This window comes from Agrobacterium tumefaciens, from assembly GCF_031801495.1.
Taxonomy (GTDB): Bacteria; Pseudomonadota; Alphaproteobacteria; order Rhizobiales; family Rhizobiaceae; genus Agrobacterium; species Agrobacterium tumefaciens_K.
This window is the reverse complement of record NZ_JAOEGC010000001.1, coordinates 1,800,876-1,825,216: the sequence shown is the minus strand read 5'-3', so window position 1 is coordinate 1,825,216 and position 24,341 is coordinate 1,800,876. Positions and strand designations below refer to the sequence as shown.

The window sequence follows — 24,341 nt, the reverse complement described above, 5'->3', positions numbered from 1 at the left end:
CCTTGGACGCGTCTCCCAAACGCGTTTGCCCGGTTTGCCTCACATTCACCGGACATGTTTCGATTATACACAAGACGTCTGACGCGTATAGGGGGCCAAGAGAGAACATCACTCACACGACGTTCACAAAACGGAATGGAATCAGTGAACTATCCTGAAAACTTCAGGCACGGAAACCTCAGGGGTTGCCGACCGACTCACGCAGGATAAGCTCCACCGGCCAGAGTTCCTGCACCTCGTTGACCGGACGCCCACCGATGATCTGCAGCAGAAGGTCGGTCACGCGCATGCCCGCCATACGCATGGGCGAACGGGTAGTCGAAAGCGGCGGCATCATGCTTTCCGGCGTCAGATAGGGAAACACGTCATCATGGGCGATGACGGAGACATCCTTGCCGATCGTCAGCCCCAGCTGCCCGGCGGCGCGATAGACGCCCTGCGCCGTCATCATCGCTCCCGCCACGAAGGCGGTCGGGCGCGGGGTCTGCTCCAGAAGCGAGCGGGCGAAGCGGAAGGCGGTATCCTCGCTGAACTGCTCGCTCAGCATGAAACGCGGATCGGGCGTAATGCCATGGGTCGCCAATGCATCGAGGAACCCCTGCTCGCGATCCTTCACGAAGGTGCGCCCGGTCGGGCCATTGATAAGCGCGATGCGGCGGTGTCCGCGATCGAGAAAATGGATCGTCGGGCGATAGGTGACTTCGTAGTTGTCGATGTCGAGCCAGGCATGGTCAAACGGCGTCTTCGACCGCCCGTGCACGATGAATGGAACGCCGAGCCGGTGCAGCAGCGCGATACGTTCATCCTCCGGGCGCGGCGAGTGCACGATGATACCGTCCACCCGTCCGCTGGCCGCCAGGCGGCTGAAAATCGCCTGTTCCTCGTCCAGATTGTTATCGACAGTGACGCTGACGAGGATATCGGTTTCCTCGCGCTCGAGCCGCGTCGCCATGCCGCCCATGAATTCGGAGAAGAAGTGACCGCCGCCCGAACGGCCCATCACGACGCCGATTGCGCCCGCCCGGCCGGTGGCCAGACGTACAGCGTTGGCGTTCGGCCTGTAACCGTATTTGCGAGCAGCCTCAGCCACCCGCTGGCGCGTCTCTTCACGCACCTCGGGGTAGCCACCCAGCGCCCGGCTGACGGTGGTGGGGGACAGACCCACCTTCTCTGCAAATTCCTTGAGCTTCATCTGATTTGCCAATTTGTATCTGCATGCGGCCTAGCCGCGGAATTTTCAAGCCAGCAAAAATTGAAAGCGTTTTCAAATTTTACCTTCCTGAAACCTTACAGTTGACGACTCTCAATGGCAAACGCCGAAATAATCCCGAAGATTTCGCTGAATTATCGACTATCAACAAAGGGTATTGACAGAAACCTTCGCTTTTGACAGCCTCACGCCAGTCAAAAGCGCTTTCAATTTTGAGGAAGATTGCGAGCGCCAACGGAGGAGTTTGACGATGAATATTTCCATGAGAACCATTTTTCTGTGCGGCAGCGTATTATCTGCCGCCGTGTCTGCGCAGGCAGCCGAGCTGTCGATTGCCGCCAACTCGACGGGCAAGAACGTCGCGTTTTTCAAGGAACAGATCGCCGCTTTCGAAAAGGAGACGGGCCACAAGGTCAATCTCGTCACCATGCCGTCGTCGTCCAGCGAGCAGTTCAGCCAGTACCGGCTGTGGCTTGCCGCGGGCAACAAGGATGTCGATGTCTACCAGACCGACGTGGTGTGGGCGCCGCAACTGGCCGACCAGTTCGTAGACCTGACCGAAGCCACGAAGGATGTGATCGGCGATCACTTCCCATCGATTGTCGCCTCCCAGACCGTGGACGGCAAGCTCGTCGCCATGCCGATGTTCACCGACGCTCCGGCGCTGTTCTACCGCAAGGATCTGCTTGAGAAACACGGCAAGCAGCCGCCGAAGACATGGGCGGAGCTGAGCGAAACCGCCAAGGAAATTCAGGACAAGGAGCGTGCCGCAGGCCAGAAGGATCTCTGGGGCTTCGTCTTCCAGGGCAGCGCCTATGAAGGTCTGACCTGCAACGCGCTCGAATGGATCGCATCGGCGGGCGGTGGCCATATCGTCGAGGCAAACGGCGATATCTCCATCAACAACGAGAAGGCGGCCGCGGCCATCGAAACCGTCAAGGGCTGGGTCGGCTCCATCGCCCCGCAGGGCGTCCTCGCCTACAAGGAAGAGGAAGCGCGCGGCGTCTGGCAGACCGGCAATTCGGTCTTCATGCGCAACTGGCCCTATGCCTACGCACTGGGTAACGGTGCCGACAGCGCCATCAAGGGCAAGTTCGGCGTCACACCACTGCCTGCCGGTGAAGCTGGGGCGGACCCCGCCTCCACGCTTGGCGGCTGGAACCTTGCCGTTTCGAAATACTCAGACGATCAGGAAGCGGCCATCCAGCTGGTAAAGTTCCTCGCGTCGAAGGAAACGCAGAAGAAACGCGCCGTCCAGCTTTCCAACATGCCGACCATCGCAGCGCTTTATGACGACAAGGATGTTGCGGAGGCGCAGCCTTTCATGCCGACCTGGAAGCCGATTTTCCAGACCGCCGTTCCGCGTCCCTCGGCCGCAGCGAAGGTGAAATATAACGAGGTGTCCGCCAAGTTCTGGGGCGCTGTTCACAACACGCTCTCCGGCAACGGCTCGGCAGCCGACAATCTCGAGTTGCTCGAGGTGGAACTGACCGACCTCAAAGGCAACGGCTGGTAATCCGGCTCGCATCGAAAACGGCGCTTATCTCGCCGTTTTCGATGCCCCAACCGTGAGACATCCCCATGAACGATATCGCTCTAGAAAGACCAGCCGTGACGGCGGGCGCCGGTTCCGGCTCCGATCTCCAGTCGGAACGCCTTCGGTCCGCCTGGCTGTTTCTGGCTCCCACACTGTTCGTGCTTGCCCTCGTCGCAGGCTGGCCGCTCGTGCGCACCATCTGGTTCAGCTTGACGGATGCCTCGCTGACCAATCTGTCCGATGCACAGTTCGTCGGCTTCAGGAACTACCTCACCTGGATCACGCTCGGCAGCGGACGCACCGTCTATCGCGGCCTGCTCGCGGATCCCGCATGGTGGGGCGCAGTGCTCAACACGCTGAAATTCACCATCGTTTCCGTCAGCATCGAAACCGTTCTCGGCCTTGTCGTCGCGCTGGTGCTGAACGCCGAGTTCAAGGGCCGCGGCATCGTCCGCGCCGCGATCCTCATTCCGTGGGCCATCCCCACCATCGTCTCTGCCCAGATGTGGGCGTGGATGCTGAACGACCAGTTTGGCATATTGAACGATCTCTTCCTCAATCTCGGCCTGATCTCCAGCAAGATCGCATGGACCGCCAACCCTGATACCGCCATGATTGCGGTCCTGATCGTCGACGTCTGGAAGACGACGCCGTTCATGGCGCTGCTCATCCTCGCCGGCCTTCAGATGGTGCCGAAGGACATGTACGAGGCCGCCAAGGTGGATGGAATCCATCCGGTCAAGGTGTTCTTCCGCGTCACCCTGCCGATGATCCGGCCAGCACTGATGGTCGCCGTGATCTTCCGCATGCTGGATGCGCTGCGCGTCTTCGATCTCATCTATATCCTGACGCCGAACAACGCCCAGACCCGCACAATGTCGGTCCTGGCCCGCGAAAACCTGTTCGATTTCGACAAGTTCGCCTACGGCGCGGCCGCCTCCACCATGCTGTTCCTCATCATCGCCTCGATCACGGTCGTTTATATGTGGCTCGGGCGCGTCAACACCGATGGAGCCGCGCGATGACCTTTCCCAACATTCTCAAGACGTCGGCATTCTATGCGCTGGTGGCAGTCATCATCGTCATCTCGGTCTTCCCGTTCTATTACGCGATCCTGACCAGCCTGAAATCCGGAACGGCACTGTTCCAGATAGATTACTGGCCGAAAGACTTCTCGCTGGCCAACTACAGCTTCGTGCTCGGCAACGGCAGCTTCCTGCGCAATCTCGGCAACTCGCTGATGATCGCATCGTGTGTCGTCATCGTATCGCTGTTTCTGGCGGTCACGGCGTCCTATGCGCTGGCCCGCGTGCGGTTTCGCGGCCGTTCGCTGCTGCTTCTGACGATCCTCTCCGTCTCCATGTTCCCACAGATCGCCGTTCTCGCCGGTCTGTTCGAACTGATCCGCTGGGCAGGCATCTTCAACACGCCGCTGGCGCTGATCTTCTCCTACATGATCTTTACCCTGCCCTTCACGGTATGGGTGTTGACCACCTTCATGCGCGATCTGCCGATCGAGATCGAGGAAGCTGCCATCGTCGATGGCGCGACGCCGTGGGTCATCATCAGTCAGGTCTTCATGCCGCTGATGTGGCCAGCGCTCGTCACCACCGGCCTTCTCGCCTTCATCGCGGCGTGGAACGAGTTCCTCTTCGCGCTGACCTTTACATCATCGAACGAGCAGCGCACGGTGCCGGTCGCCATCGCGCTCCTGTCGGGCGGCTCGCAGTTCGAAATCCCGTGGGGATCGATCATGGCGGCCTCCGTCATCGTCACTCTTCCGCTCGTCGTCCTCGTCCTGATCTTCCAGCGACGCATCATTTCCGGCCTCACCGCCGGTGGCGTCAAAGGCTAGGAGAAAATCAAATGACCAAAATCCAACTGCGCGATCTTCGTAAATCCTTCGGCGCCTTCGATGTCATCAAGGGCATCGACATGGATATCCGCTCCGGCGAATTCATGGTCTTCGTCGGCCCGTCCGGCTGCGGCAAGTCCACGCTGCTGCGCCTCATCTGCGGGCTGGAGGAAATCTCCAGCGGCACGCTGTCATTCGATGGCGAGGCGGTCAACCGCCTGCCGCCTGCCAAACGTGGCGTCGCCATGGTCTTCCAGTCCTATGCGCTCTATCCGCATATGACAGTGTTCGAAAACATGGCCTTCGGCATGAAGCTTGCCGGAGCAGACAAAGACCAGCGCCGCAAGCGGGTCGAGGCAGCCGCCGAAATGCTGCAACTGACGCCCTATCTGGAACGCTTGCCGAAGCAGCTTTCCGGTGGTCAGCGCCAGCGCGTCGCCATCGGCCGCGCCATCGTGCGCGATCCCAAGGTGTTCCTGTTCGATGAGCCGCTCTCCAACCTTGATGCCGCTCTGCGTGTAGCCACCCGGCTGGAAATCGCCAAGCTGCACCGCTCGATGCACGGCACCACCATGATCTACGTCACCCACGATCAGGTGGAAGCGATGACGCTGGCGGACCGCATCTGCGTACTGCGCGACGGCCGCGTCGAACAGATCGGCACACCGCTCGAACTCTATGAAACGCCGGTCAACACCTTCGTCGCAGGGTTCATCGGGTCACCGAAGATGAACTTCCTCACCGGCAGATATGCCGAGGCGGAAGGCGCTAAAACCATCGGCATTCGCCCGGAGCATATCGCCATTTCCAGCGGCGAAAACGGCTGGTCCGGCGAGATCGTACATTCCGAAATGCTGGGGTCCGACAGCTTTATCTATGTCGAGATCGGGGCGGATGAACCTGTCGTGGTGCGCGAGGAAGGCGTTTCCAATCGCAAGACCGGCGAGCGCATCGTCATCGTACCGGATGCGGCACAGATCCACCGTTTCGATGTCGAAGGCCGGGCAATTGCCCGCAACCCTGCCCGGGGCGCGGCCTGATCTATCCATTTCTTTTTGCCGGAACCACCCAAGATTTCGGCGTTTACCGAGGAGCATGACAATGACCATCAACACGGTTGTATGGGGCGAGAATATCCATGAACACATCAATGAGACGGTGCGTTCGATCTACCCGAACGGCATGCACAACACGATTGCCGATGCACTGAACACGGTGGACGGCATCAGCGCCACCACGGCGACCCTTCAGGAGCCGGAACACGGTCTTTCGCAGGACCGCCTCGACAACACCGACGTTCTCGTCTGGTGGGGCCACAAGGATCACGGCGCGGTTCAGGATGAGATCGTCGAGCGCGTCGCCAAACGCGTCTGGGAGGGCATGGGCCTCATCGTCCTGCATTCCGGCCACTTCTCAAAGCCGTTCAAGCGGCTGATGGGCACCCCCTGCGCGCTGAAATGGCGTGAGGCTGGCGAGCGCGAACGTCTTTGGACCATCAATCCGCGCCACCCGATAGCGGCCGGTCTTCCCGAGCATTTCGAGCTTGAAAACGAGGAAATGTACGGCGAGCAGTTCTCCGTGCCGGAACCTCTGGAAACCGTGTTCATCTCGTGGTTCCAAGGCGGCGAGGTGTTCCGTTCCGGCCTGACATGGCGGCGTGGCGCGGGCAACATCTTCTACTTCCGCCCCGGCCATGAAACCTACCCGACATACCACGATGCCAACGTGCAGAAGGTCATCAGCAATTCGGTGAAATGGGCCTATAATCCGGTCGGCGCCCTGAAAAGCATCCATGACGCGCCCAACGTTCCCGTCGAAAAGGCGCTGGAGCCTATCGAGGAACGCGGCCCCAGACTGCATAAAGCAGGCGAAGCAGGTTACAGGTAATCAGCCATGAGACTTCTTATTCTCGGAACCGGCGGCATGGCCAACAATCATGCCACATATTTTTCGGAAATCCCCGGCGTCGAACTGGTGGCGGCGGTGGATGTGGATGACGTGATCGTGCGCGCCTTTGCGGCGCGTCACAACATTGCAAACACCTTCACCTCGCTGGATGACGCGATTGCGTGGGGTGAGTTCGATGCGGCGGCAAACGTTACGCCGGACAGCATCCACCATCCGACAAGCCTGAAGCTTCTAGCGGCGGGCAAGCACGTCTTCTGCGAAAAGCCACTGGCGGAAAACTACGCCAAGGCGGCGGAAATGGCGGATGCGGCGGAGAAATCCGGCCTCGTCGCCATGGTCAACCTCACCTATCGCAATGTGGCGCCCTTGCAGGCGGCACGCGACATGGTACTGGCGGGCAAGATCGGCAAGGTTCGTCACCTCGAAGCATCCTATCTCCAGAGCTGGCTCGTTTCCAAGGCATGGGGCGATTGGATGACGGAGAGCAAGTGGCTGTGGCGGCTTTCCACCAAGCATGGCTCCAACGGCGTACTGGGTGATGTCGGCATTCACATTCTCGATTTCGCCTCCTATGGCGCGGGCAGCGATGTGGAACGCATTTTCACGCGGCTGAAAACCTTCGACAAATACGAAGGCAACAGGATCGGGGTCTACGACCTCGACGCCAATGACAGCTTCACCATGACCGCCGAGCTTGAAAACGGCGCCATGGGTGTCATCCATGCCAGCCGCTGGGCAACCGGCCACCTCAATGAGCTTCGCCTGCGCGTTCATGGCGACAAGGGCGCGCTGGAAGTCATTCACACGCCGGAATATTCCAGCCTGCGCACCTGCCTCGGCGAAGATGTGGAGAAGGCGATGTGGACGACCGTCGAGGTTGACCGCGTACCGACAAACTACGAAAAATTCGCCAGAGCGGTGATGCAGGGCGGCCCGGCAGACCCGGATTTCCGTCACGCTGCGAATTTGCAGAAGGTTCTCGACCTGTCGATCGTAGCAGACCGCGAACGCCGCGAACTGGCAGTTTCGGCATAATCAAACAAGTGGCGACGTCGCAAGCGACGTCGCCACTCGATGTTTCGAAAAGTCGGATGAGGAGGCGAGCGGCAATTGTTTCGCTCTTCCCGCCCCCTCATCCTGCGCGCCTTTCTCCTCACCGTCAGGGAGAAGATACGGGCCGCTGCTCACACGCCTCTTTTGTTTCCCCACAAAAGAACATGGAGCTGCGGCAACACGCGGGCGGCAAACCAGCGGTCGTTGGAAACCTTGTCTACCAGCCACACCATGCGATCCATGATGCCATCGATATCGACGCGTGCATCGTCATCGTCCGGCGGTGGTGGGGTGTGGTTGCCGGGCTGGAGATAGACCGGCAGATGCGGAAAACGGGCCGACGCCTGTTTCGCATAGGCATAGTCCGCATCATCAAAAACTACGATCTTCAGCGCCACCTGCGGCCCATTGCCGGCCGCGGCCAGACAGTCCTCGAACGCCTTCCAGTCGGTTTCCATGCCGCTCGATGGAGGCTTGGGGCTCAAGACCAGATAATCGAGATCGCCGAACCAGTCCTTGCCGATGCTGCCCTGCGTTTCGAGCGCAAAGCGATATCCCTCGGCATGGCCTCTTTCGATCAGGTTGCCAAGCGGCTGGATGGCCGGATTTCCGCCCGACAGCGAAACCGTCAGCGGAACATTCCCGGAAAGCCTGCGCACCTCTTGCCAAACCGCCTCGACGGACATCGGCAGCCATGTATCGCGATACTCGCTATCGACGGCATGCAGCGTATCGCACCACGAACAGCGATAGTCGCAGCCGCCGGTGCGCACGAACACGGTCGGCAACCCGATCAGCAACCCCTCGCCCTGTATCGTCGGGCCGAAGATTTCGCTGATGCGGATGGTCGTTTCCTTGGGCGCTGCTTTGGGAGCGGCCAGGGTCATGGCCGGTATTCCGCCCAGGTCTTCGCCGTCTCGCTCACACGCACCGCGCTGGTTTCCGGCAGACGCGCCTTGCACCAGTCGTAGAAATGCTGCGCGAGACATTCTGCCGTCACCCGGTCATGGCCGAGAACGTCGTTCAGGTGGCGATGGTCGAAATGATCGTCGATATAATGCTTTAGCGGCGAAAGCTCATGGTAGTCGCGAACGAAACCGTGCTCGTTCAGCTCGGCACCGGTAAGTTCGACCTCGACCACATAGTTGTGGCCATGCAGACGGGCGCACTGGTGATCGGCGGGTAGGCTTTTCAGCTGGTGCGAGGCGGAAAAATGAAACTCCTTGGTGATACGGAACATCAGCGCACCTCCTGCGCCGCATAGGCATGCGTCGCGGCCACCCAGAAATCCGGGTCTTCATAGTCGGTCGGATCGGTGACACCGGCCAGATGGAACGCCTCGCGCCTCTCGACGCAGGTGCCGCAGCGGCCGCAGTGCCGCAAGCCACCCTTGTAGCAGGACCAGGTGTCGCCGAATGGAGTGCCGTATTTCGCGCCGTCAACGACGATCGCCGCCTTGGAAACGGTGACATAAGGCGCAAACAGCTGAACGTTCGCGTAACCTTCCAGCGCATGGGCCTGCATGGTGTTGAAGCTGTCGATGAAGCCGGGGCGGCAATCGGGGTAGATGAAGTGGTCGCCGCCATGGACGGCGATTGCCACGGCATCGGCCTGCTGCGCCGCCGCCAGCCCGAAGGCGATGGTCAGCATGATGGCGTTGCGGTTCGGCACCACCGTCGAGCGCATGGTTTCTTCCGCATAATGACCGTCCGGCACATCCACGTCGTCGGTCAGGGCCGAGCCGGTCAGATGCGCGCCGATGGCGCGGATATCGATGATGTGATGCGGCACGCCGAGACGCACGGCACAGGCGGCGGCGAAATCCAGTTCCTTCTTGTGGCGCTGGCCATAATCGAAGGAAACGAGAGCGATAAGTTCGTGTTCCGCAGCGATTTTGTGTGCAAGCGAAACGGAGTCCAATCCGCCGGAGCAGATGACGATGGTCTTCATGATTTGGGATCCCTTGTTTTGACCGGGTGGGCTGCGACCGGATTACGGCGCGGCTTTTAACGCAAAGCCGCGTCGTTGTGAAGAGCGGCGGAAATTTCTCTCTGCCGCTATCGTTCGTATCAGCGCAGCAGCGCTTTGGCTTCTTCGACACCGAGTGCGGCTGGCTGCGTGCAGGTCGTCGTCAATTCGATGAAGCGACCTTCTTCGCCGGATTTCAGGATCGAGGTCATGACATCGATACCGTGCAGCGAACGATCCAGCGAGCAACGCGCATCGCGTCCCTCCAGCAGCGCCTGCGCCATATCGGCCAGACCCGCCGTGCGGTAGTTGGCGCGGGGACCGTTCGGGCTTTCCTGATTGGAAACACCGAAAGGATGCGCCCAGTCCTCCAGCGGCTTGATATCCTTGTCGCGACCGCTCGCCTCGACCACACCGCCGAAGAAATTCGGGTCCGGCACGTAGATCGAACCTTCGGTGCCATAGAGTTCCATGTTCGCGTGACGATGCGACCACACGTCCCAGCTTGCCGAAAGCGTGATCGTCGCGCCGTTCACGAATTCCAGCAAAGCGTGGATGTTGGTCGGCGTCTCGACCGGAATGACCTGCCCGTTAAGCGGCTGGCTGGTCACGGTGCGGGTCGGATTGGCCATGGAGGTCAGCGCGCCGACACGCTTCACCGGACCGATCAGGTTGATGAGGTTGGCGATATAATAGGGGCCGAGGTCTAGGATCGGCCCGCCGCCTTTGAGGAAGAAGAAGCCGGGGTTCGGGTGCCACATCTCCATGCCGGGGCTCATCACATGACATGTGCCGGAGGTGATGCGGCCGACCTTGCCTTCATCGATATATTTTCGCGCAAGCTGGTGCGCGCCGCCAAGGAAGGTATCCGGCGCGCAACCGACGGACAGCTTCTTTTCGGTGGCGATGCGCCGCAGTTCCTCGCCTTCCTCCAGCGAGAGCACCAGCGGCTTTTCCGAATAGACGTGCTTGCCCGCTTCCAGCGCCGCCTTCGAGACGGAGAAATGCGCGGCGGGAATGGTGAGGTTCACCACCACGTCGATCTCGTCATTGGCGAGAAGTTCCTCGATGGACTGCGCCTTCACGCCATATTCCTCGGCTTTCAGCTCCGCAGCGTTGCGGTTGAGGTCGGCGCAGGCCAACACCTTCAGCCCCTTGAAGAGCGGTGCCAGCGAAAAATAGGTGGTGGAGATATTGCCGCATCCGATGATGCCGACGCCAAGATCTCTGGCCATGGTCATTACTCCGAAAGAATGGTCATCAATAGGTTTTGAAAGAGGCGATGGACCGGGTAATCAGCCGGTCGATGTCCTTGGGGTTGTCGTGTTCGACCACGAAGTTCTTCGTGGCGCTTTTGGTCTTCAGCGCGTTGACCAGCCCCTTCCAGTCCAGCGTGCCATGGCCTACATCGGCCCAGCCGTCTTCGTCGGTGTTCTCACCCTTCGGCGCAATATCCTTGACGTGAGCGGCGGTGATACGTTTGCCGTAACTTTCGATCCACGCGAAGGGATCGGCATCACCGCGAACGATCCAGGCGATGTCCGCTTCCCATTTCAGGTCCGGTCCACCGGCAAGGATCTGCTCCTGCGGCGTCGAGCCGTCATCGAGTGTCTTGAACTCGAAGTCGTGGTTATGCCAGCCGAAGGTCAAGCCCGCATCCACAAACGGCTTGCCTGCTTCCTGCAAGCGCTTGCCGAATGCGAACCAGCCTGCCGCATCCGAGGGACGCTGGTCCGGCATCAGATAAGGGCAATAGATCGCATCGACACCGAGAACCTTGGCGATGTTCAGCGCCTTCGTCGGATCGCCTTCCAGAAGATCGAGGCCGAAATGGCCGGTCGGCATCGTGAGGCCGTTCGCGTCCAGTTCGTCACGCAGCCCTTTCAGCCCTGCCTCATCCAGCGAGGCGTACATGGCGCCATAACCTTCCACCTGTTTGTAACCGGCTGCCGACAGCTTTTTGAAAATATTGGAAAACGGCAGGAAGTTCCGCGCGCTGTAAAGCTGGAAGCCAAGTTCTGTCATAGTCTCCTCCATGAGATATTCGTCTTGGGATGTGTGTGGGGAAATGAATTAGTTCGTCAGAGCCGGTCTTCGCTTGTCGCATCGAACAGCGAGGCCATGGACATGTCGAAGGCAATCCGCACCTTGGTGCCGGGCGAAAAGCGCCTGTGGCCGCCAACGCGAACCGATAGCGTGTGACCGGCATGTTTCAGCCAGATCAGGTTGTCGGCGCCCATCGGCTCCTCGATATCGACCACCGCATCGTGCACCTCCCCGCCGGTGATATCGGCATCGACGCGCACATGTTCGGGGCGCACGCCAAGCACCACGGCGCGGCCGGCTGCAAGCGGCTGTTCGGGCGTATAACCATCCAGAGAGAAGCTCACACCATTCGTGATGAACACCACTTTGCCGTCCTTCTCCACCAATTCACCGCGCAGGAAGTTCATCGACGGCGAACCGATAAAGCCCGCCACGAACAGGTTTCGCGGCTTGTTGTAGATGGTGACCGGATCGGCAAGCTGCTGGATGACGCCGCTTTTCATGATGGCGATACGGTCCGCAAGCGTCAGCGCCTCGATCTGGTCGTGCGTCACGTAGATCATCGTGTTTTTCAGCGACTGGTGCAGCCGCTTGATTTCGACGCGCAGTTCCGAACGCAGCTTGGCGTCGAGGTTGGAGAGCGGCTCGTCGAAAAGGAACACGTCCACGTCGCGCACCAGTGCGCGTCCGATGGCGACGCGCTGGCGCTGGCCACCGGAAAGCTCTGCGGGCTTGCGCTTCAAGAGCGGGCCGATCTGCAGGATTTCCGCAGCGCGGCTGACGCGCCGGTCGATTTCTTCCTTCGGCACCTTGGCGACCTGAAGCCCGAAGGACAGGTTCTTCTCCACCGTCATCTGCGGATAAAGAGCGTAGGACTGAAACACCATGCCGATGCCGCGATCCTTCGGCTCCTCCCAGGTGACGTTGCGGTCCTTGATGAAAATCTGCCCGTCGGTCGGCTCCAGAAGGCCGGCAATGCAGTTGAGCAATGTCGATTTTCCGCAACCGGAAGAGCCGAGCAGAACGAGGAACTCACCGTCGTAAATGTCGAGATTGAGATCTTTCAGCACGGTGACTGCGCCGAACGACAGGGAAAGATCGCGAATGGAAACGCTTTTGTTGATGGAAACGTTTTTGTTCATATAGCTCAACCTTTTACTGCACCTGCGGCAATGCCGCGCACAAACAGTCTGCCGGAGACGAAATAGACGATCAGCGGAACGGCCCCGGTCAGAAGCGTGGCGGCCATGTTGACGTTGTATTCCTTCACGCCCTGCACGGAATTGACGATGTTATTGAGCTGCACCGTCATCGGGTAATATTCGGGGCGGGTAAAGACGACGCCGAACAGGAAGTCGTTCCAGATACCCGTCACCTGCAGGATCATCGCCACCACGAAGATCGGCAAAGACATCGGCAGCATGATGCGGAAATAGATCTGCCAGAAATTCGCGCCGTCGATGCGCGCCGCCTTGAACAGTTCTTCCGGCAGGGAGGCAAAGTAGTTGCGGAACAGCAGCGTCAGGATCGGCATGCCGAAGATGGTATGGACGATAACGAGGCCCGTCAGCGTGCCATAGACTCCCATTTCGCGCAGCACGATGACGATGGGGTAGATCATCACCTGATAGGGGATGAAAGCACCGATGATGAGGATCGAGAAGAACAGTTCCGATCCCTTGAACTTCCAGTTCGCCATCGCATAACCGCTGACGGACGCGATGATGATCGAGACGATGACCGATGGAACGAGGATACGCACGGAATTCCAGAAACCGCGCGAAAGCCCGTCGCAGTTCAGGCCCGTGCAGGCGTTCGCCCATGCTTTCACCCATGGCTCGAAGGTTATTTCCACCGGGGGGGCGAAGATGTTTCCGAGACGGATTTCCGGCATGCCCTTCAGCGAGGTCACGACCATCACGTAAAGCGGCAGCAGGTAATAGGCGGCAGCGACGATGAGCGTACCGTAGAGAATGATGTTACGCCGCGAGAGCGTCTTTCTCGGTTTTTGGCCGCGCGGGCCGGATAGGTCTTTGGCGACAGGATCGGCACCGGCGACGACCGTATTCAGTGTGCTGATGTTAGCCACGCTTCTTGCCTCCGAATTCGAGGTAGGCCCATGGAATGATGATGATGGCGACGGTGAGAAGCATCATGGTCGAGGCGGCGAAGCCCTGCCCCAGGTTCTGCGCCTGGAACATGTAGTCATAGACGTATTTCGCCGGGACTTCGGAGGCGATGCCGGGACCGCCGCTGGTCTGCGCCACAACGAGGTCATAGACCTTGACGATGCCGCTGGCGATGATGACCAGCGTCGTGATGAAAACCGGCCGCATCATTGGAATAATGATCAGGATATAGGTCTTCCACATCGGAATGCCGTCGACCCGAGATGCCTTCCAGATGTCTTCATCGATGCCGCGAAGCCCCGCCAGCATCAGGCACATGACAAGCCCCGTCCCCTGCCAGAGTGCGGCGATCAGGATGCCGTAGATAACGATCTGTGGATTGTAGAGGGGGTCGAAGGTGAAACTTTCCCACCCCATCGAACGCACCACGGACTGGATGCCGAACTCCGGGTTCAACAGCCATTGCCACACCAGACCGGTGACGATGAACGACAGCGCGAAGGGATAGAGGAAGATGGTGCGGAAAGTGTTTTCGAAACGGATCTTCTGATCCATCAGCGCCGCCAGCAGGAAGCCGATCACCAGACTGAAGATCAACGAGAGAATGCCGTAAATGGCTAGGTTCTGGATCGACACGATCCAGCGCGGCGCGGCCCACAGACGCTCATATTGTTCGAAGCCGATAAAGGTCGCACGCGGCAGCAGTTTCGAGTTGGTGAAGGAATAGACGACGGTCCAGATCGTTCCGCCAAGAAAGATCACGATGGCCGTCAGGATCATCGGGATGGACGCAATCTTCGAATTGAGATTGCGGAAAAGCTGGTTGGGGCGGCCGGAATGCACTTTACCCGCCATATAACTCTCCTCCTGAAACGTTGCAGTAGATCACTACCAAACGCATTGTTTCCGCACGGCGCCTTTGAACTCCCTCATTCCTGTGCTGTCACAGGAATGAGGGAAGGTGTACGCCAGTTTTGAACCACTACGTGTCGTAATGTCTTCTCAGACGGGGAAGTGCGAAACACTCCCAGCCGGGAGGTTAGCGATCAGTCCGCCGAGCCGATGATGTCCGCGAAGCGCTTCTGCGCGTCCTCACCGCTCATCGAACCCGCAAAGAATTCCGCCATGAGGTCTTCTTTCTGCTTCTGCGTATCGGCAGAAATCAGCTGATCGACGCTTGTGAGCGCATGATCCTTGGCCAGAATTTCAAGGCCTTTTTTCATGCAATCGTTCGCGGCAGCCAGATCGACGTCACCGCGGATCGGCAGCGAGCCTTTTTTCAGGTTGAATGCAACTTGCGTTTTGGGATCGACAATCACCTCGGCCAGAACGTCCTGCGCCTTGGATTTCGCCTCGTCCTTCAGAACGGGGAAATAGAAGGCGTCGCCGCCGGTCGTCAGATAGTCGTTCAACCCAAGACCCGGAAGGCAGGTGTAATCCGTTCCGGCCTTCTGGTTGGCAAGCTGGAATTCACCCTGCGCCCAGTCGCCCATCACCTGGCCACCGGCCTTGGCGGTGATGACCATGTTGGTGGCCTGGTTCCAGTCCTGAACGTTGGTACCCTTGGCCATGTCGCGCGCTGCAACGGCCGCAGCGAAAATCTTCGCCATGTCCGGACCGGCCGCCGTTTCGGCATCCTTGTCCTTGTAGACCTTTTCGTAGAGATCCTTGCCGCCGATCGAAAGCGTCAGCGTATCGAACAGGCCGTTCGCCTGCCACGCCTGACCGCCCAGCGCCAACGGCTGGATGCCAGCTTTTTTCAGGGCGGGTGCGGCTGCGACGAACTCCGTCCAGCTCTTCGGAACCTCGACACCGGCTTTCTTGAAAGCTTCATTGGAAAGCCAAAGCCACTGCCAGGAATGGATATTCACCGGCGCGCAATAGATCTTGCCATCAATGGTGCAGCTATTGAGCAGGCTTGCGGGCTTGATGACGTCTTTCCACTTGCCCTTTTCCGCAACATCGGTCAGGTCGCGCATCAGGCCAGCCTGTACCAGTTCCTCGGCCTGACGGCCATGGTTGAACTGCGTCGCCGCCATAGGATCGCCACCGGTGATGCGGCTGATCATGATCGGTCGCGCCGTACCACCCGAACCTGCGATGGCACCATCCACCCATTTGTTACCCGTACCGTCGAAAGCCTTGGCAAGCTCGGCGACGGCGGCAGCCTCCCCACCCGACGTCCACCAATGCGTCACCTCAAGATCGGTCGCCCCGGCCAGACCAGCCGGAATCATTACACTGGCCGCGAAAGCCATAGAAATTGCACGCATGCGCATGAGTCTCCTCCCTCACTGAAACGTTGCAGTTGGAGCCTATGCGAAGAATTTTGAATGTGCAACCGCCTAAAACACGAATCTCCCAACAGCCGAAAAAGACGTATTAAGCCGTTGAAAAAACGTGATTTTCACTGGAGAAAATGATGGTGATCGGCTCAAACGCCGAAAAAACCCCGCTTGGACATGCGCAAAACGTCTGCTCGATACGCCGTCACGTTTCCTGTCAACCCCGATCCGCAGACCAGGGATGACGAAGGCGAGGAACAGGGCAAACCAGGCCGGCGGGCCTGCCCTGTGTAAGCCTCAGGGCCGTCTGTAATCGTCCTCGATGCGGATCACATCGTCTTCGCCGATATAGGCACCAGTTTGGATTTCGATCAGTTCCAGCGGGATCTGCCCCTCGTTGGCCAGACGATGTGGCTGGCCGATGGGAATGTAAACCGACTGGTTTTCGGTGAGCAGCTTCGTCTCGTCGCCAATCGTCACCGTGGCGGTGCCCTTCACCACGATCCAGTGCTCTGATCGATGATAGTGCTTCTGGAACGAGATGCGATGGCCGGGCTCAACCTTGATATGCCCGACGCGGTAACGCTGGCCGACATCCATGTGCTCCAGCGACCCCCACGGGCGATGAACACGCTTGTGAGTTTCGGTCTGCGGTGCGTGACCGCTCTCCTTGAGCGTTTCCACCAGCCCCTTCACGGACTGCACCTTGTTTTTCGGCACCACCAGAACCGCGTCCTTGGTTGCCACCACTACGAGATCCTTGGCACCCACCACCGTCGTCAGCAGGCTGGTGGAATGGATGAGGCACCCTTCGGAATCGATGAACACACCATCGCCTTCCACAGCGTTGTCATTGTCGCGCTTCTCGGCGATCTCCCAGATAGCATCCCAGCTGCCGATATCCGACCAGCGGAAATGGCCATGCACGACCGCCATGCGCTTCGTTTTCTCGATCACCGCATAATCGATGGAATTCTTCGGCGATGCCTCGAAGCTCTCCTGATGCAGACGCACGAAGCCGAGGTCGCTTTCGTGCTGCTCTACGGCCTTTGTGACGGCGGCAAGGATTTCCGGCGCATAAGCCTTCAGCTCGGCTATCATCACATCGGAGCGGAACAGGAAGTTACCGGAATTCCACAGATAACCCTTCTCCAGATACGAGATGGCGGTCTTAATGTCCGGCTTTTCGACGAAAGCCTCGACGGCGCTCAGATCCTTCTCGCCATCGATTGCCTCGCCAGGCTTGATGTAGCCGTAGGAAGTGCGCGGCTCGGTCGGCACCAGACCGAACACGACGATGGAGCCCTGATCGGCAGCCTTCGCCCCCAGCGTCACGGCGTCGGAGAACTTGTCGGCGTCCAGAACGACGTGGTCGGCGGCAAGCGCCAGTACCAGCGAACCCGGCTCGCGGCGTTCGGCGAGGACCGCGGCTGCGGCCATGGCGGCGGCGCTGTCACGGCGCGCAGGCTCCAGAACCACCGTCGCGGAAAGGCCGATCTCTTCCGCCTGACGGCGGGCGAAGAAGCGGAAATCCTCGTTGGTCACAACCAGAGGACCGTCATAAAGTGCGGGGTCGGACACGCGCTGCAATGTCTGCTGGTATGTGGAAAGATCGCCGACAAGCGGCTGGAACTGCTTTGGCAACTGGTCGCGTGACACCGGCCAGAGCCGCGATCCGGCCCCCCCTGCTAGAAGAACGGGGGTGATCTTTCGTACCTGTGATGTCACAACTTTACCTTTCCGAATGCCAATACCGATGTCCCGGCGGGCCGGAGAATATACAAATTCTGTCATGACGCCATCATCCGTTCACGGACAACCAAGCGCAGCTTGCATAATTGCGTCTGGTGAAAGCACGGTGAAAAGCAGTGGCGCATCCCGATTGTCTGCCTGCCCGTTTTGCCAACGCAGGACAAGCCCCACGGTTCCATCCTTCGCCGTTCGACAAAGCAAAGAAAAACCCCGGGCCGATGGCCCGGGGTCCGTTCAGCGTTGATCGCGTGGCAATCAGTTCGGCAGTGCGTAGGCGATCACGTAGTCGCCGCGGTCGGGAGACTGACGTGCGCCACCCGCCGAAATCACGACATACTGCTTGCCGGTCTTCGGCGACTTGTAGGTCATCGGAGTACCTTGGCTGCCAACCGGCATGCGAGCCTTCCAGACTTCCTTGCCGGTCGCCGAGTCAAACGCACGCAGGTAATAGTCCTGGGTGGCAGCGAAGAACACCAGGCCGCCCTGGGTGGCGAGCGAGCCGCCGATGGTCGGCATGCCGATCGGAATGGGCAGGCCCATCTTGATGCCCATCGGGCCGGTGTCTTCCACCGTACCGAGCGGAACCTGCCACTTGATCTGCTGCGTGTTCATGTCGATCGCCGTCAGCGTGCCGTAAGGCGGTTCCTGGCAGGGGATACCGAGCGCCGACAGGAAGCGGTTCTTGTTGACCGCATAGGGCGTACCCTTCATCGGCACGACGCCCATGACGGTGTTGACCGCTTCGGAGCCGCTGTTGACGGCGGTGGTCGGTGCGGCTTCCGCCATCTGGATCCAAAGGCCGAGACGCATGTCGTTGACGAAGATCGTGTTCGTCGTCGGGTCGGTGGAGAAGCCGCCCCAGTTCATGCCGCCGAGCGAGCCCGGAAAGTTGAGCGCCAGATCGAGACCCGGAACCGTGTAGACGCCGTCATAACGCATGCCCTTGAAGGCGATGCGGCACAACAGCTGATCGAACGGCGTGGCACCCCACATGTCGCTTTCGACCAGCGTCTGTGCACCGATCTGCGGCATGCCGACCGACAGCTTCTGCGTCGGCGCATAAGGCTCGTTCGGGATCTTGCCCGGTTTGACCGGAACGTCGGCAACTTCCGTCAGCGGCTGGCCGGTGGCGCGATCAAGCACCCAGATCTGGCCGGCCTTGGTGCCGAAGGTGAGCGCCGGAACCGCGGAGCCATCGGCCTTCTTGAAATCGAAGAAGGACGGCTGCATCGGTGTGTCGAAGTCCCAGAGATCGTTGTGGACCGTCTGGTAGACCCATTTTTCGCGGCCCGTCGTGCCGTCGAGCGCCAGCATGGACGCGCCATATTTGTGGTCGAGTTCGGTGCGGGTTGCGCCATAAAGATCGACCGAAGGGCTGCCGACCGGCAGGAACACCGTGTTGGAGACCGGGTCATACGACATGGCAGCCCACACGTTCGGTGTCGAGCGGGTGTAGGTCTGGCCTTCCGGCGGCAGCTTGGTGATTTCCGGGTTGCCCGGATCGAAAGCCCAGCGCAGTTCGCCGGTGATCACGTCGAACCCGCGCATGACGCCACCGGGCATGTCGACCTGAACGTTGTCGGCAATACGGCCGCCGACGACGACGGTGGTGCCGGCAAGCGTCGGCGCCGAGGTCAGCACGTAGCTCGGATCGGCGGCTTCGCCAAGACCAACCTTCAGATCGACGCGGCCATTGGTGCCGAAATCGGGGCAGAATGCGCCCGTATCGGCGTCGAGGGCGATGAGCTCGGCCGTGATCGTGTTCATCAGGATGCGGCGTTCGCAAAGCGCGCCCGGCGCGACGGAAACCGCGGTGACCGGGGTCGACCCCGGAGCGGTGGGCTGTTCGACCGGACGGGTCGCATCGAAATAGGCCAGACCGCGGCAACGCATCCAGACAGAGGATTTCGCGTTGATCTCGTTCTTCCACAGTTCCTTGCCCGTGTCGGCATCGATGGCGATGACGTTGTTATGCGGGGTGCACAGGAACACCTTTTCGCCGACCTGCAGCGGGGTCAGCTGGTCTTCCGCGCCGCCGCCGCCGGGGCTGATCGGCGTATCGCCGGTCCGATAGGTCCAGGCGACCTGAAGATCCTTGACGTTGTCGCGGGTGATCTGGTCGAGCGCGGCGAAACGCGAGCCGCCTGTTGTGTTGCCGTAATGCTCCCAGTTCTTCTGCTCCGTTGCGGGATCAACCGGCGTCAGCGCGGCCGGCGTGCCGTTAAAGGCAACGGTCGGATGCGGCACGAACATGCCGGCAAAACCAGCGGCAGAGGCAATCGCCAGCACTGCGGCAAGCGCGAAGGATGGCACATAGGCAGGCGTCTTGCCAACCGCACGGCGCAGCAACGGATAGGAAAGCGCCACCACGGTTGCGCCGACGCCAATTGCCAGGAGACGCGAGATCAGCGGCCAGAATTCAAGGCCCGCATCCCACACGGCCCAGATGGCGGTGAAGATGACGACCAGCCCGAAGAGCAGCGCGCCCGCGGGTTTGCGCAGGATGACCAGCAGGCCGGAAACGACGAGGGCAATGCCTGCGGTCACGAAATAGAGGCTACCGCCGAGTGCGGCGAGCTTGCCGCCACCGATGGCGAAGAACAGGCCCGCCAGAAGAATGACGGCCCCGAGCACAAACAGCCATAACCTGGCTGGAAGTGACGTGGAGACTGTTGGATGGCTCATTGATTTTACGTCCGGTTAAGAGAGCGGCCATGAAAGGCGCGCCAATGATCGTTCAATGCCCGGCACGACCGGGACAGTCCGCTCCGCTCAAAGGAGGAGGACCGCATGGAAGCGGCGATGCTGAACGAAGACATGGGGGTGGGAGGAATTCCGTCATGAATCTCATGGTGACCATTCAACGCAAAATCTCGCCGCCGCCCGAATGGACAACAGCAAGCGCCAGAACAAATCCCCCCGGCTTCGGCCCCTTACGCATCCCAAAAGGAGCAGTGGCGCGGTCGAAACCCTGGTCGCGGTATAACGTCGCACGCGACACCATGACAATGCGCCGCAACATCCGTTTTGATAATGTATACTTATATCACGACATTTGGAAATACATAGGATTTTCGGCAGATGGACACGCGCCTACTCACGATTTTCGTGGAAGCCGCCCGCATGAAAAACTTTCGCGCCGCCGCTTCGCAGCTCGGCATCGCCCAACCCGCCGTCACGCAGCGGGTCAGGCAACTTGAGAAGATTCTGGGCTTCAGCCTTTTCAGAAGGATCAACCGGGGCGTGGAGCTGACGCCAGCGGGCGAAGCCATGCTGGTGGAGGCGGAGGAAATCCTCAACCGAACCAGAGAGGCGCAGGAAAAGGCCGATCAGATCCGGCGTGGCGAATTCGGCATTCTGCGCGTCGGCTTCGGCACCAGCGTCATGGCCGACCAGAAGCTGCCCGCGCTTGTCGCCAGATACATCGCCGCCCACGGAGAAGTCAGGCTGGAACTGTTGCCGGGCACTACCATGGCGCAGATCATCGAGCAGGTCGCCTCGCGTGAGACGGATATCGCTTTTGTCCGCGCACCGTTGCCACAGCTGCCGCAGAGCCTGCGGGCGCTGCCCTTCGACAGGTCGCAGCTGTGCGTCGCCTTGAACGAGCGACACGCGCTTGCAGCCCGCCGGACGGTATCGATCGATGACATCGCGCACGAAAATCTTCTGCTGCCGGTCGATGAGATCGGGGTGGGGCTGAGCCATAGCGCGCTCCAGCTTTTCGAAGACAGGGGACTGGAAGCCAGGATCGGCATACGCATCGCCAACGTGAACACCATCCTCGCGCTTGTCGAGGCCGGTGTCGGCATCTCTATCCTGCCGGAAAAAACCGTGCGCTCCACAAGGGGCCTGACCGGGGTGCCACTCAGTCATGAGGAAGCCTTCTCGGAAAGCGCCATTCTTGTCCGGCGCGGCGTTCCGGCCGGGTTCGTCCAGTCATTTCTGGCTATGGCGCGGGAAATGTGATTTCGCGTTTCCCTGACTTAATCGATTGAATCGCACGGTAAATTCGCACGCAGCACTTTTGCTGCACTGAACAACATTCAAAGCTTGGCAGGTGCGCGAAAAATAAAATAACACTGCGGGCCTTTAAACGATTGACAGGAAGCAAGCCCCTTATGTCCGACACGACGAAACCAGCAAGCAACAGAACCTCGGTCACCGATCAGGAAGCACTGGATTTCCATGCGATCGGCCGGCCGGGCAAACTGGAAATCACCCCGACAAAGCCGATGGCGACCCAGCGCGATCTGTCGCTGGCCTACTCGCCGGGCGTTGCCGTGCCGGTGAAGGCAATCGCCGAAAACCCGGCAACAGCCTACGACTACACGACCCGCGGCAACATGGTCGCCGTCATTTCCAACGGCACGGCCATCCTTGGCCTCGGCAACCTCGGCGCACTGGCCTCCAAGCCGGTGATGGAAGGCAAGTCGGTCCTGTTCAAGCGCTTCGCCGATGTCGACTCCATCGACCTCGAGGTCGATACCGAAGACGCCGACGAATTCATCAACTGCGTGCGTTACCTCGGCCCGTCTTTCGGCGGCATCAACCTCGAGGACATCAAGGCGCCGGAATGTTTCATCATCGAAAGCCGCCTGCGCGAGTTGATGGACATACCCGTTTTTCATGACGACCAGCATGGCACCGCCATCATCGCCGCCGCTGGCCTCATCAATGCCATCGAACTGACAGGCCGCGATTTCAAGACGACAAAGCTTGTCTGCAACGGTGCGGGAGCGGCGGCCATCGCCTGTATGGACCTCATCAAGGCGATGGGCTTCAACCCGGAAAACATCACGCTCTGCGATACCAAGGGCGTCATCTATCAGGGCCGCACCGAAGGGATGAACCAGTGGAAGTCCGCCCACGCCGTCAAGACCGAAAACCGCACGCTGGCGGAAGCCATGAAGGGTGCGGACGTGGTGTTCGGCCTTTCCCAGAAGGGCGCCTTCACCGAAGAGATGATCCGATCCATGGCGCCGAAGCCGATCATCTTCGCCATGGCCAACCCTGACCCGGAAATCACGCCCGAAGAAGTCGCCCGCATCCGCGACGACGCCATCATGGCGACCGGCCGCTCGGACTACCCGAACCAGGTCAACAATGTTCTCGGCTTCCCTTACATTTTCCGGGGCGCGCTCGATGTCCGCGCCAGCCAGATCAACGATGCCATGAAGATCGCCGCCGCACAGGCGCTGGCCGATCTGGCGCGTGAGGACGTACCGGATGACGTGGCTGCCGCCTATCAGGGCAACCGGCCGCGCTTCGGCTCGCAGTACATCATTCCCGTTCCCTTCGATCCGCGTCTGATCTCGGCCATTCCGGTAGCCGTCGCAAAAGCAGCTATCGAAACCGGCGTCGCCCGCCGCGAACTGCCGGATCTCGACGCCTATGCGCGTGAACTTTCGGCCCGCCGCGATCCGATGGCATCCACCACACAGCGCCTTTACGAGCGTGTTCGCCGGTCGCCGAAGCGCGTCGTCTTTGCGGAAGCCGAGGAAGAGCAGGTCATGCGCGCCGCGATCTCGTTTACCGCTCAGGGGCTTGGCACCGCCATCCTTCTCGGCCGCGACGACATCATCCGCGCCAACGCCGAAAAGGCGGGTATCGATCTCGACCGTCCCAATATCGAGATCACCAACGCCCGTCTCTCCACCCGCGTCGATGCCTATATCGATTACCTCTACGCCCGCCTGCAGCGCACCGGCTTCCTGCTGCGTGACGTTCAGCGCCTGATCCACAACGACCGCAACCATTTCGCCGCCTGCATGGTGGCGATGGGTGACGCGGATGCCGTGGTCACGGGTGTTACCCGCAACTACTCGACCGCGCTTGAGGACATCCGCCGCTGCATCAACACCAAGCCCGGCCACCGCGTCATCGGCGTATCGCTTGTCGTGTCGCGCAACCGTACGGTCTTCGTGGCCGATACCGCCGTGCACGACATGCCGAACGCCGAAGACCTTGCCGATATCGCCGAGGAAGCAGCCGGTCTTGCCCGCCGTTTCGGTTACGAGCCGCGCGTGGCGATGCTTGCCTATTCCACCTTCGGCCAGCCGGTCGGCGAGAGGTCCGACAAGGTGCGCGAGGCGGTGAAGATCCTCGACAAGCGCAACGTCAACTTCGAGGTCGATGGCGAAATGTCCGCTGACGTGGCGCTGAACCACCATCGCATGCAGAGCCAGTATCCGTTCGCACGCCTGTCCGGTGCCGCCAACGTGCTGGTCATGCCCGCAATCCACTCCGCTTCGATCTCGACCAAGATGCTGCAGGAACTCGGCGGCGCAACCGTCATCGGCCCGCTTCTCGTCGGCCTCGACAAGTCGGTGCAGATAGCCGCGATGGGCGCCAAGGACAGCGATATCGTCAACATGGCGGCAATCGCGGCCTACAACGCCGGACGATAAACAATGATTGGGGGCGTTTGAAAAAAACGAACGCCCCCACTCTCCACGTCATCCTCGGGCTAGACCCGAGGATTCATAATCGGCGGCGCACCATGTATCCTCGCCCCAAGGGCGAAGATGACCGAGCCAGATTGCAAAGCCCGTTTTATACCGCGGATATTTTCCGCGTCCCGGAACCGGCTTTAATCGCC

Annotated in this window: 20 protein-coding genes; 8 read left to right on the top strand and 12 right to left on the bottom strand. The window is 60.1% G+C overall.

All coding sequences use genetic code 11. The annotated features are described in order from the left end of the window. Positions 1-178: 178 nt before the first annotated feature. Complete coding sequence (locus N7578_RS08475; protein ID WP_311109830.1) at positions 179-1,192, bottom strand: substrate-binding domain-containing protein; 1,014 nt, start codon at positions 1,190-1,192, stop codon at positions 179-181. Positions 1,193-1,460: 268 nt separating this feature from the next. On the opposite strand from N7578_RS08475, the gene N7578_RS08470 reads away from it, so the two are divergent. The 6 genes from N7578_RS08470 to N7578_RS08445 all read left to right on the top strand — a co-directional run bounded on the left by N7578_RS08470 (position 1,461) and on the right by N7578_RS08445 (position 7,545). After that, positions 1,461-2,726, top strand: coding sequence for an ABC transporter substrate-binding protein (locus N7578_RS08470; protein WP_311109829.1), 1,266 nt, complete (start codon positions 1,461-1,463; stop codon positions 2,724-2,726). Positions 2,727-2,791: 65 nt separating this feature from the next. Further along, positions 2,792-3,772 (top strand): sugar ABC transporter permease, encoded by a 981-nt coding sequence (locus tag N7578_RS08465; RefSeq protein WP_311109828.1) that lies wholly within the window; start codon positions 2,792-2,794, stop codon positions 3,770-3,772. Continuing rightward, on the top strand, positions 3,769-4,602 hold the full coding sequence (locus tag N7578_RS08460; protein WP_311109827.1) for a carbohydrate ABC transporter permease: 834 nt from the start codon (positions 3,769-3,771) through the stop codon (positions 4,600-4,602). Before N7578_RS08465 ends, N7578_RS08460 begins: the two co-directional genes overlap by 4 nt. A gap of 11 nt (positions 4,603-4,613) precedes the next feature. Continuing rightward, on the top strand, positions 4,614-5,642 hold the full coding sequence (locus N7578_RS08455) for an ABC transporter ATP-binding protein (RefSeq protein ID WP_311109826.1): 1,029 nt from the start codon (positions 4,614-4,616) through the stop codon (positions 5,640-5,642). 61 nt (positions 5,643-5,703) lie between these two features. Next, complete coding sequence (locus tag N7578_RS08450; protein WP_311109825.1) at positions 5,704-6,489, top strand: ThuA domain-containing protein; 786 nt, start codon at positions 5,704-5,706, stop codon at positions 6,487-6,489. Between the two features lie 6 nt (positions 6,490-6,495). Further along, complete coding sequence (locus tag N7578_RS08445; protein WP_311109824.1) at positions 6,496-7,545, top strand: Gfo/Idh/MocA family oxidoreductase; 1,050 nt, start codon at positions 6,496-6,498, stop codon at positions 7,543-7,545. 149 nt (positions 7,546-7,694) lie between these two features. Here N7578_RS08445 and queE read toward each other — a convergent pair whose 3' ends face one another. The 11 genes from queE to N7578_RS08390 all read right to left on the bottom strand — a co-directional run bounded on the left by queE (position 7,695) and on the right by N7578_RS08390 (position 20,428). Continuing rightward, entirely contained in the window at positions 7,695-8,450 is a 756-nt protein-coding gene (queE, locus tag N7578_RS08440) for a 7-carboxy-7-deazaguanine synthase QueE (protein ID WP_311109823.1), read from the bottom strand. Then, positions 8,447-8,803 (bottom strand): 6-carboxytetrahydropterin synthase QueD, encoded by a 357-nt coding sequence (gene queD, locus N7578_RS08435; RefSeq protein ID WP_311109822.1) that lies wholly within the window; start codon positions 8,801-8,803, stop codon positions 8,447-8,449. Before queD ends, queE begins: the two co-directional genes overlap by 4 nt. Further along, entirely contained in the window at positions 8,803-9,513 is a 711-nt protein-coding gene (gene queC, locus N7578_RS08430) for a 7-cyano-7-deazaguanine synthase QueC (RefSeq protein ID WP_311109821.1), read from the bottom strand. The genes queD and queC overlap by 1 nt, the downstream gene beginning before the upstream one ends. 119 nt (positions 9,514-9,632) lie before the next feature. Then, complete coding sequence (locus N7578_RS08425) at positions 9,633-10,766, bottom strand: Gfo/Idh/MocA family oxidoreductase (protein ID WP_311109820.1); 1,134 nt, start codon at positions 10,764-10,766, stop codon at positions 9,633-9,635. 25 nt (positions 10,767-10,791) lie between these two features. Beyond that, positions 10,792-11,556: a sugar phosphate isomerase/epimerase gene (locus N7578_RS08420; RefSeq protein ID WP_311109819.1), complete on the bottom strand. Its 765-nt coding sequence runs from the start codon at positions 11,554-11,556 to the stop codon at positions 10,792-10,794. A gap of 56 nt (positions 11,557-11,612) precedes the next feature. Beyond that, complete coding sequence (locus N7578_RS08415) at positions 11,613-12,701, bottom strand: ABC transporter ATP-binding protein (protein ID WP_311110092.1); 1,089 nt, start codon at positions 12,699-12,701, stop codon at positions 11,613-11,615. Positions 12,702-12,724: 23 nt separating this feature from the next. Then, positions 12,725-13,666: a carbohydrate ABC transporter permease gene (locus tag N7578_RS08410; protein WP_311109818.1), complete on the bottom strand. Its 942-nt coding sequence runs from the start codon at positions 13,664-13,666 to the stop codon at positions 12,725-12,727. Continuing rightward, a complete protein-coding gene (locus tag N7578_RS08405; RefSeq protein WP_311109817.1) occupies positions 13,659-14,561 on the bottom strand; it encodes a sugar ABC transporter permease in 903 nt (300 codons plus the stop codon). Before N7578_RS08405 ends, N7578_RS08410 begins: the two co-directional genes overlap by 8 nt. A gap of 191 nt (positions 14,562-14,752) precedes the next feature. Beyond that, positions 14,753-15,985 (bottom strand): ABC transporter substrate-binding protein, encoded by a 1,233-nt coding sequence (locus N7578_RS08400; RefSeq protein ID WP_311109816.1) that lies wholly within the window; start codon positions 15,983-15,985, stop codon positions 14,753-14,755. Positions 15,986-16,288: 303 nt separating this feature from the next. Further along, positions 16,289-17,719: a mannose-1-phosphate guanylyltransferase/mannose-6-phosphate isomerase gene (locus tag N7578_RS08395; protein ID WP_311110091.1), complete on the bottom strand. Its 1,431-nt coding sequence runs from the start codon at positions 17,717-17,719 to the stop codon at positions 16,289-16,291. A 279-nt stretch (positions 17,720-17,998) separates the two neighbouring features. Continuing rightward, the gene (locus tag N7578_RS08390; RefSeq protein ID WP_311109815.1) at positions 17,999-20,428 is read right to left on the bottom strand and encodes a glucose/quinate/shikimate family membrane-bound PQQ-dependent dehydrogenase; all 2,430 of its coding nucleotides are present in this window, start codon (positions 20,426-20,428) and stop codon (positions 17,999-18,001) included. A gap of 396 nt (positions 20,429-20,824) precedes the next feature. Between N7578_RS08390 and N7578_RS08385 the strand changes: the two genes are divergently transcribed. Beyond that, positions 20,825-21,709, top strand: a complete 885-nt coding sequence (locus N7578_RS08385; protein WP_311109814.1) for a LysR family transcriptional regulator — start codon at positions 20,825-20,827, stop codon at positions 21,707-21,709. A 152-nt stretch (positions 21,710-21,861) separates the two neighbouring features. After that, a complete protein-coding gene (locus N7578_RS08380) occupies positions 21,862-24,150 on the top strand; it encodes an NADP-dependent malic enzyme (RefSeq protein WP_311109813.1) in 2,289 nt (762 codons plus the stop codon). Positions 24,151-24,341 lie beyond the last annotated feature (191 nt).

Coding starts and splice junctions, on each gene's coding strand:
- N7578_RS08465 (WP_311109828.1), top strand. CDS start 2,792: ATGAACGATATCGCTCTAGAAAGACCAGCCGTGACGGCGGGCGCCGGT.
- N7578_RS08420 (WP_311109819.1), bottom strand. CDS start 11,556: ATGACAGAACTTGGCTTCCAGCTTTACAGCGCGCGGAACTTCCTGCCG.
- queE (WP_311109823.1), bottom strand. CDS start 8,450: ATGACCCTGGCCGCTCCCAAAGCAGCGCCCAAGGAAACGACCATCCGC.
- N7578_RS08475 (WP_311109830.1), bottom strand. CDS start 1,192: ATGAAGCTCAAGGAATTTGCAGAGAAGGTGGGTCTGTCCCCCACCACC.
- N7578_RS08445 (WP_311109824.1), top strand. CDS start 6,496: ATGAGACTTCTTATTCTCGGAACCGGCGGCATGGCCAACAATCATGCC.
- N7578_RS08425 (WP_311109820.1), bottom strand. CDS start 10,766: ATGGCCAGAGATCTTGGCGTCGGCATCATCGGATGCGGCAATATCTCC.
- queC (WP_311109821.1), bottom strand. CDS start 9,513: ATGAAGACCATCGTCATCTGCTCCGGCGGATTGGACTCCGTTTCGCTT.
- N7578_RS08460 (WP_311109827.1), top strand. CDS start 3,769: ATGACCTTTCCCAACATTCTCAAGACGTCGGCATTCTATGCGCTGGTG.
- queD (WP_311109822.1), bottom strand. CDS start 8,803: ATGTTCCGTATCACCAAGGAGTTTCATTTTTCCGCCTCGCACCAGCTG.
- N7578_RS08405 (WP_311109817.1), bottom strand. CDS start 14,561: ATGGCGGGTAAAGTGCATTCCGGCCGCCCCAACCAGCTTTTCCGCAAT.
- N7578_RS08455 (WP_311109826.1), top strand. CDS start 4,614: ATGACCAAAATCCAACTGCGCGATCTTCGTAAATCCTTCGGCGCCTTC.
- N7578_RS08380 (WP_311109813.1), top strand. CDS start 21,862: ATGTCCGACACGACGAAACCAGCAAGCAACAGAACCTCGGTCACCGAT.
- N7578_RS08385 (WP_311109814.1), top strand. CDS start 20,825: ATGGACACGCGCCTACTCACGATTTTCGTGGAAGCCGCCCGCATGAAA.
- N7578_RS08390 (WP_311109815.1), bottom strand. CDS start 20,428: ATGAGCCATCCAACAGTCTCCACGTCACTTCCAGCCAGGTTATGGCTG.
- N7578_RS08470 (WP_311109829.1), top strand. CDS start 1,461: ATGAATATTTCCATGAGAACCATTTTTCTGTGCGGCAGCGTATTATCT.
- N7578_RS08400 (WP_311109816.1), bottom strand. CDS start 15,985: ATGCGCATGCGTGCAATTTCTATGGCTTTCGCGGCCAGTGTAATGATT.
- N7578_RS08450 (WP_311109825.1), top strand. CDS start 5,704: ATGACCATCAACACGGTTGTATGGGGCGAGAATATCCATGAACACATC.